Source organism: Burkholderia sp. BCC1047, from assembly GCF_902833155.1.
Classification (GTDB): domain Bacteria; phylum Pseudomonadota; class Gammaproteobacteria; order Burkholderiales; family Burkholderiaceae; genus Burkholderia; species Burkholderia sola.
Genome location: NZ_CADFEH010000082.1, coordinates 1 through 510, shown reverse-complemented (window position 1 = coordinate 510; position 510 = coordinate 1). Strand labels below are relative to the sequence as shown.

Below are 510 nucleotides of genomic sequence, written 5' to 3'. Positions count from 1 at the left end.
CTGTGATCGCCAAGGCATCCACCACATGCACTTGTTCGCTTGACCCTATAACGAGTCTGTCTCGTTACAGGTTGAGTTCTCGCGTTGTGCCGTATTCCAATTTAAGTCGAACTTAGAGTTCGAATCATCTTGAGATACATCGATACAATCACAACCCGGATAACTTCCACGTCCATCTCGAGACGCTTCCGCTATCCAAATTACTTGCTTCTTCCAGATTGTTAAAGAACGACAGCCGATACTTTCGTACCGCTCTGACTGGCTCAATCGCCAATGAGAAAAACTCGAATCAAACTTCATTCGAATGTTTGTCATTGATGATTATCGAAAGCGGCCGGCATTATAACCGTTAAAACCGCTAACAGACAGTCTTTCTGTCTTTATCAACAGCCGATAAGCGTGAGCGCTCAATTTCGCGAGTAGCTCTGGAAAGGAGGTGATCCAGCCGCACCTTCCGATACGGCTACCTTGTTACGACTTCACCCCAGTCATGAATCCTACCGTGGTGAC

General features: G+C 46.7%; 1 rRNA gene. It reads right to left on the bottom strand.

Annotation, left to right across the window (positions count from 1 at the left end):
- Nucleotides 1-429: 429 nt before the first annotated feature.
- Nucleotides 430-510 (bottom strand): 16S ribosomal RNA (locus HWX55_RS35900); the annotation flags it as partial.